At 69.2% G+C, this 7,864-nt stretch carries 5 protein-coding genes; 2 read left to right on the top strand and 3 right to left on the bottom strand.

Annotated elements, in window-relative coordinates; genetic code table 11:
- Positions 1-225: 225 nt before the first annotated feature.
- Positions 226-1,731 (top strand): Asp-tRNA(Asn)/Glu-tRNA(Gln) amidotransferase subunit GatB, encoded by a 1,506-nt coding sequence (gene gatB, locus IT779_RS36755; RefSeq protein ID WP_232542446.1) that lies wholly within the window; start codon positions 226-228, stop codon positions 1,729-1,731.
- 207 nt (positions 1,732-1,938) lie between these two features.
- On the opposite strand, the gene IT779_RS36750 is transcribed toward gatB, so the two are convergent.
- Positions 1,939-3,042: a PQQ-dependent sugar dehydrogenase gene (locus tag IT779_RS36750; protein WP_196154118.1), complete on the bottom strand. Its 1,104-nt coding sequence runs from the start codon at positions 3,040-3,042 to the stop codon at positions 1,939-1,941.
- A 138-nt stretch (positions 3,043-3,180) separates the two neighbouring features.
- On the opposite strand from IT779_RS36750, the gene IT779_RS36745 reads away from it, so the two are divergent.
- Positions 3,181-4,134, top strand: a complete 954-nt coding sequence (locus IT779_RS36745) for a DoxX family protein (protein ID WP_332839135.1) — start codon at positions 3,181-3,183, stop codon at positions 4,132-4,134.
- Positions 4,135-4,688: 554 nt separating this feature from the next.
- On the opposite strand, the gene ilvD is transcribed toward IT779_RS36745, so the two are convergent.
- Positions 4,689-6,530 carry a dihydroxy-acid dehydratase gene (ilvD, locus tag IT779_RS36740; protein WP_196154116.1) on the bottom strand — a complete coding sequence of 614 codons (1,842 nt, stop codon included), beginning with the start codon at positions 6,528-6,530 and terminating at the stop codon, positions 4,689-4,691.
- 435 nt (positions 6,531-6,965) lie between these two features.
- Positions 6,966-7,496, bottom strand: coding sequence for a PH domain-containing protein (locus tag IT779_RS36735; protein WP_332839134.1), 531 nt, complete (start codon positions 7,494-7,496; stop codon positions 6,966-6,968).
- Positions 7,497-7,864: the final 368 nt, after the last annotated feature.

Here is a 7,864-nt window from a genome sequence, read left to right as displayed (position 1 = left end):
CAGCGTTCGAGACTTGCTCCTGCGTCGCGTTGTCTCGAACGCTGGGACGCGAGACGGCCGCGAACCTTGTCGGTGTACCGGGGGTGGTCTGTTGGGGGGTGGTCTGTTGGGGGTGGTCTGTTGGGGGTGGGGTGGGGCTTGGATGGGGAGGAAGTATCTGCTGAGGGGTTGCGACCGGCGGAGGTCGGCGCGGCGGTGCAGCGGGACTTACCTAGACTGATGCGTATGAGTGCACCCACGGTCGAGTTGATGGACTACGTCGATGTGATCGCCCGGTACGCGCCGGTGCTCGGCATGGAGGTCCACGTCGAGCTGTCCACGGCGACCAAGATGTTCTGCGGTTGCCCGACCGAATTCGGCGCCGACCCGAATACCCAGGTGTGCCCGGTCTGCCTCGGCCTGCCCGGTTCGCTGCCGGTGGTGAACGCGAAGGCCGTCGAATCGGCGATTCGCATCGGCCTCGCGCTCAACTGCTCGATCACGCCGTGGGGCCGTTTCGCCCGCAAGAACTACTTCTACCCGGACCAGCCGAAGAACTACCAGATCAGCCAGTACGACGAGCCGATCGCCACCGAAGGCCACCTCGACGTGGTCCTCGACGACGGCAGCACCTTCCGCGTCGACATCGAGCGCGCGCACATGGAGGAGGACACCGGCAAGTCGCTGCACGTTGGCGGCGCCACCGGGCGCATCCACGGCGCGAGCCACTCCCTGCTCGACTACAACCGCGCGGGCGTGCCGCTCATCGAGATCGTCACCAAGCCGATCACCGGCGCGGGCGAGCGCGCGCCGGAGGTGGCCCGCGCCTACGTCACCGCGTTGCGCGAGGTGCTGCGTTCCCTCGCGGTGTCCGACGTGAAGATGGAGCAGGGTTCGCTGCGCTGCGACGCCAACGTGTCGCTGATGCCGGTGGGCGCGAGCGTCTTCGGCACCCGCACCGAGACAAAGAACGTGAACTCGCTCAAGAGCGTCGAGGTCGCGGTGCGCTACGAGATGCGCAGGCAGGCCGCGATTCTCGCGAGCGGCGGCACGATCATCCAGGAGACGAGGCACTTCAACGAGGCCGACGGCTCCACCTCGCCCGGCCGCCGCAAGGAGACCGCCGAGGACTACCGCTACTTCCCCGAACCCGACCTGGAGCCGGTCGCGCCGTCCGCCGACTTGGTCGAGCGGCTGCGCGCCACCATCCCCGAATACCCGTGGCTGCGGCGCGGTCGCATCCAGTCCGAGTGGGAACTGTCCGACGAGGTCATGCGCGACCTGGTGAACGCGGGCGCCCTCGACCTCATCATCGCCACCGTCGACGCGGGCGCCCCCGCCAACGAGGCCCGCTCCTGGTGGGTCGCCTACCTCACCGAGAAGGCCAAGGAACACGAGGTCGCCCTCGAAGAACTGCCGATCACCCCCGCGCAGGTCGCCGAGGTGATCGCCCTGGTGGAAGCAAAAACCGTCAACAACAAGGTCGCCAAGCAGGTCGTCGACCACGTCCTGGCAGGCGAGGGCGACCCGAAGGCGATCGTCGAGTCCAAGGGCCTCGGCATGGTCAGCGACGAAGGCGCGCTGCGCACCGAGGTCGACAAGGCACTGGCCGCCAACCCCGACATCGCCGAGAAGATCCGCGCGGGCAAAGTCCAAGCCGCGGGCAAGATCGTCGGCGACGTCATGAAAGCCACCCGAGGCCAAGCCGACGCCGCCCGAGTCCGCGAACTCGTCCTCGCCGCCTGCGAATAACCCTGCACCGAATCCGGGAACGCCGCTCCCGAGGCGTACCCGTTCGTGCCGACACGACCGGAATCGCCTGCGGGGTCGATGTTCTTGGAGTTTCCGTAGCGCCGCTCAGTGGTGTCCGGGCTGGTGAACAGGAGAACTGGGCGGCGGTCCGGCTGAGGTGGTGCGGGGTCGCCGCCGGTACGCACCGATGGCGACCCGCTGTGCCGACTAGTCCGGGCCGCCTCCGCCGCCGGCTTGGGGCAAGGGGATTCGGACTACTCGGTCGTCGTTGGGGCCGGGTTGGCCGTCGGTCTTGTTGACGGTGCCCACCCAGAAGCTGCCGTCGGGGCCGAGGGTGGCGCCGCCGAGTTTGCCGTATTTGTCCTGGGACAACATGCTCGGGGCGGTGGTGATCATGTGGGTGTTCGGGTCGGCGGTGGCCAAGGCGAGGGCCTTGCCTTCGGTGAGGGAGACGGCGACGCCGTCGACGGCGGCCGCGCAGCCCGCGACGCCGGGGCGGTCCGGCCAGGTCCAGCCGACGGTGACCACGCCCTGCGGGTCGATGCGTTGCAGGCGGTCCTCAAGGGGGGTGCGGTCGGTGAACCAGAGGCTGTCTTTGCCGTCGAAGCACAGGTCGCCCGCTACGCCGATGCCGGATACCGCGACCTCGGGGGTCGCGCCGGGGGCGGGGGCTTCTACTCGCAGCAGTTTGCCCGCCAGTGAGGAAGGGGTCGAGGCGAGGCCGGGATTGCCCGCGTCACCGGTGAGCACCATCAGCCGGTTCGGGGCGGTCCATTCGATCGCGCCGTGATTGCCGGTGGCGCCCTTGGGGATTCCGGTGAGGATGGCTTTGGGGGAGCCGCCTTCGGCGAGCCGCACCACCCGGTTGTCGGTGGCGGTGGTGACGTAGGCGTAGAGCAGTCCGTCCTCGCCGAAGGTGGGGGACAGCGCGATGTCGCTGAGTCCGCCGTCGGGCGAGCTGCCGTCGACCTCGATCCTGGCTACCTCGACGGGCGGGGTGTCGGGGTCGACGACGCGCAGGATGCGGCCGGTGCGGCGTTCGGCGACCAGCGCGCCGTTGCCCGCGGTGATGATGCCGCCGGTGGTGTCGAGGCAGGTGGCGACGACGGCGGGATCGGGGTCGATGCACGGTCCGCTGGGGCGGGTGGTGGACGGCGGGGTGGTCTGCGGTCGTTTCGGCTCGGCCGGATTGAAGCTCGGTTCCGGCGTGAACGGGCTCGACGCCGTATCGTCGAACCGGGCGCAGCCCGCTACCAGCATCGCGCCGAGCGCCAGACACATCGCGACGCGACCCACGACAACCACACTCATAGCTCAGACGTTACGGAAATACCGTCGACCGCGCCGCTTCCGGGTGGGGTGTCGACACACCGACCTGGTTTGTCACCGAGGGTTGACACGCCGCATCGTTTGGCTGCCCGACCGCACACCTCGTCATAGGGTATGCCCGTGAGTGACAAGCCGAAGGACACATCGGGATCCGACGCGCCCGCGGTCGACGAGAAGGCCGGGGGCAAACAGACGGCGGGCAAGCAGGCGTCGGTGGCGACGGGGCAGGGCGTCGGAAGCCCCTACGATTCCCCCACCGGGCAGCTACCGCGCGTCGAGATGTCCAAAGCGCCCGGCTCGGATGTGCCGCGCACCGAGGAGGAACTCGGTCTCGATCCCGAGGTGCCGACGGTCGGGCATTCGGCTCCGCACGCGCACACTCCCGAAGCGGCGCACACCTCCGATGCGGCGCCGACGCCCGATCCGCCGCCCGCCGACTCGGCGACCACACCGTATTCGTACGCGAGCATTCCGCCCGCCACGAATCCGCCGGGCGAGCCGAGCCGGACGATGCGGCGGCGCGCCGTCGAGAACCGGCGCGGCACCCTCGATCTCGGTCTGTTCCTGCTCCGGCTGGTCGTCGGCGGCACCTTCGTCTACCACGGTCTGCAGAAGCTCACCGGCTGGTTCAACGGCCCCGGGCTCGACGGCACCCGCGACATGATGGCGGCGGGCGGCTGGGATCACCCGACGGTGTGCGCGATCCTGCTCACCGTCGGTGAGGTGGGCGGCGGCGCACTGCTCGTGCTCGGCTTGGTCACGCCGTTGGCGGCCGGCGCGGTGCTCGCGGTGATCCTGGACGCCTGGCTGTGGAAGCAGGGCATGATCGACGGTTTCCAGTATCGGGGGAGTGTGCCGAGCGGCGTGGAACTCGAAAGCATCCTCGCCGGTGCGGCGGCCGTGCTCATCCTCACCGGTCCGGGCCGCTGGTCGCTGGATCGCAATCGTGGTTGGGCGATCCGCCCCTCCTACGGTTCATTCGCGGTCCTGCTGCTCGCGGTGGCCGCGGCTATCGGCGCCTACTGGTACCTGCACGGCGGCAATCCGCTCACCGGCATCGGTCCCTTCGACTGAGCCCGTCGCCGACCGGCTCCACAGCCGACTGGACTGGGGACTGGTGCCGGGTGCGCCGATGACCGGGTCCGTAGCTGACTGGACTGGGGACTGGTGCCGGGTGCGCCGATCACCGTGTCCACCGCCGACCGGCCCCAAGGCGGGCGCGGCTACACCGGTGACCGGCCCGCCGATGACCGCGTCGACCGCCCACGGGGTCCGCTGGCGACCGGGTCCGCCGCCGACCGGGTTCCCGGCTGGCCGGGTGTACCGCTGGCCGGGCTCACTGGCGACCGGGTACACCGACGGCTGGTCCAGCGACGGCCAAGTCCATCGACCGGGCCTATCGATGCCGCCTATCGATGACGATGCCCCCGGACCGGCATCCGGGGGCATCGTTCGTTCGAAACCAGATCAGGGCACGCGCCGGACCGCACCCTTGTCGGCAGAGGTCGCGAGCGCGGCGTAGGCGCGCAGCGCGGTAGCGTGGGGACAGTACGGGGCGGCGATCGTGCCCATCGATGCGGATGCCCCCGGACTCGCGCATCCGGGGGCATCGGCGCTTCGAACGAGGATCAGGGCACGCGCCGGACCGCGCCCTTGTCGGCGGAGGTCGCGAGCGCGGCGTAGGCGCGCAGCGCGGTGGTGACGGAGCGTTCCCGGTCGACGGGTTGCCACGGCCGCTCCGACGCTTCCATTTTCGCGCGGCGCTCGGCCAGCACCGCGTCGTCGACCATGACCTCGAGTGTGCGGGTGGCGACATCGATGCGGATCTGGTCGCCGTCGTGCACGAGTCCGATGACGCCGCCGCTGGCCGCCTCGGGGGAGATGTGGCCGATCGACAGTCCCGAGGTGCCGCCGGAGAAGCGGCCGTCGGTGATGAGCGCGCACTGTTTGCCGAGGCCCGCGCCTTTGAGGAAGGCGGTAGGGTGCAGCATTTCCTGCATGCCGGGCCCGCCCGCGGGACCCTCGTAGCGCACCACGATCACATCGCCGGGCTTGATGGTTTTCCCGAGGATCGCCGAGACCGCCGCCTCCTGCGATTCGACCACGACGGCCGGGCCCTGGAAGCTGAACAGTTCCTCATCGATGCCCGCGGTCTTGAGGATGGCGCCGTCGGGTGCGATGTTGCCGCGCAACACGACAAGGCCGCCTTCGACGGTGTAGGCGTGCTCCTTGTCGCGGATGCAGCCGCCCTCGGCGTCGGTGTCCAGGCTCGACCAGCGGTTCTCGGTGGAGAACGGTTCGGTGGTGCGCACCCCGCCGGGCGCGGCGTGGAACAGTTCGAGCGCTTCGGCGGATGCCTTGCCCGAGCGGATGTCCCAGGTGTCGAGCCATTCGTCGAAGCCGCGGGTGTGCACGGTGGTGACGTCGGTTTCGAGCAGTCCGGCGCGGCGCAGTTCGCCGAGGATCGCGGGAATGCCGCCCGCGCGGTGCACATCCTCCATGTGGTAGTCCGAATTCGGCGACACCTTGGACAGACACGGCACGCGGCGGCTGATCTCATCGATGGTGGTCAGGTCGAAGTCGACCTCGCCTTCCTGTGCGGCGGCCAGGGTGTGCAGCACGGTGTTGGTCGAGCCGCCCATCGCGACGTCGAGCGCCATGGCGTTGCGGAACGCCCGCTCGTCGGCCACGTTGCGGGGCAGCACCGAGGCGTCGTCCTCGCGGTACCAGCGGTTGGCGATATCGACCACGACCGTGCCCGCGCGCTCGAACAAGGCGCGGCGCGCGGCGTGGGTGGCCAACGTGGAACCGTTGCCGGGCAACGCGAGTCCGAGCGCTTCGGTGAGGCAGTTCATGGAGTTGGCGGTGAACATGCCCGAGCAGGACCCGCAGGTCGGGCAGGCGCTGCGCTCGACCTCGGCCAGTCCGTCCTCGGACACCGTCGGATTCGCGCTCGCCGCGATCGCGGTGATCAGGTCGGTCGGCGCCTGGGCGATCCCGCCGACCACGACGGCCTTGCCCGCCTCCATCGGCCCGCCGGAGACGAAGACCGTCGGGATGTTCAGGCGCATGGCCGCGTTCAGCATGCCGGGGGTGATCTTGTCGCAGTTGGAGATGCAGACCAGCGCGTCGGCGGTGTGCGCGTTGACCATGTATTCGACCGAGTCGGCGATGATCTCGCGCGAGGGCAGCGAGTACAGCATGCCGCCGTGTCCCATGGCGATGCCGTCATCCACGGCGATGGTGTGGAATTCGCGCGGCACCCCGCCCGCGGCGCGCACCGAGGCCGCGACGATCTCGCCGACATCCTTGAGATGCACGTGGCCCGGCACGAACTGGGTGTAGGAGTTCGCGATCGCGACGATCGGCTTGCCGAAGTCGGAGTCGGTCATACCGGTGGCGCGCCAGAGCGCGCGGGCGCCCGCGGCATTGCGGCCGATGGTGGTGGTGCGTGAACGAAGCGGTGGCATGGGTCCTCGATGGGGTCGCTGGGGGCTGAGGTGCGACTACGCGGAATCGGCCGCGGCCATCCCACGGTACTCCCGGTGTTCTCGGGCGTGCGGACGGCGGGTGGATCGCGCGACGGCTCTGGTTTCGTCGCCGGGAAGGGCGCGGTGTCGCCGCGATGGTGTCGGCGCACGCGGTGTCGTCGGGCGGAGGTCGGCGCCCGAACCTTCTCGGCGGCGCGCTGTCCCGGAGTGTCGCACCGGGTTCGCGCACCTGTCCGCGGAGCTGTGTCGAGTCTAACGCCGACCGCGAGTGTGCTCGTCACCACCGGTGTGTTCCATCACATGTCGGCGCGCGGTCCGTCCTGGCGGGCGCGTATCGCCGGGTAGGAGCGGTCGGGCTCCATCCGACTCGGTCGTGCGGAAGGCGGATATCCCGCAGGAGTGCCGCGCGGCAGGTCAGGAGTCGGGCTCGGAGTCTTCGGGCTTCGCGTCCGTCCTCTTCTCCGCCGTCGTGCTGTGGTCATCGGAGTGGTGGTCATCGGAGTCGTGATCTTCGGCACCCGCGACGGCGTACGGGTCGGGGATCCGCCCGTCGGAGGCATCGATCAGGTCGCGCAGGCGCTCGTAGCCGACGGCGGGCAGACGAACCTCGGAATCGTCGTCGAGGTGCAGGCGCACGAAGCCGCGCTTGGGTATGCGCAGGCCCTTGACCTGCGACCAGTCCACGTGCCGTGAGCCGAAGACGGTTCGCAGGTCGAGTCCGGATTCCGATACCTGCGTCCGGGTTCGCAACACCCAGGCCGCCACCGCGATCGGCAGCACGAGCAGCCAGCCGAGGAGCAGGGGCGCGCCGACGACGAAGAAGAACACCCCGAGCAGCAGTACGACCACGCCGAGCAGGGCGAGGCGCGGAACGCGGATGGTGGTCGTCGCGCTACCCGTATCCGATCCCTCGGGCGCGGTGTGGGACGATTCAACCGGTGGCACGGACTGATGCGGTGATGACACACCACCATCCTCGCATCCTGGTGAATGGACACAAGCGCCGCACTGTCCCACATAATGGGACGCACTGAGTCAGCTGTTTGACTCATCGGTTCACTTCCGCTTAACGTCGTGCGCGTGAATCGAAACGAGTTGTTCGTACTCGGCCGGCGCGTCCAGCGTTGAGCCTGACTACCTGAGTCGAATACGTCAGCTCGCGTTGCGACGCGCCACCCTCGATCAGCCATGCGCTGACGGGGGCTTTTTTGTGTTCGGGCGAAAGTTCGAACGGGTTGCGCCGCACCACGTTTCACCCATAACACGCACACAGAAAATGCAACGCCGAGAACATGTCGCATCCGAAGTGTTGT

The organism is Nocardia bovistercoris (genome assembly GCF_015674855.1).
Classification (GTDB): domain Bacteria; phylum Actinomycetota; class Actinomycetes; order Mycobacteriales; family Mycobacteriaceae; genus Nocardia; species Nocardia bovistercoris.
This window is presented reverse-complemented; position numbering and strand designations above follow the sequence as displayed.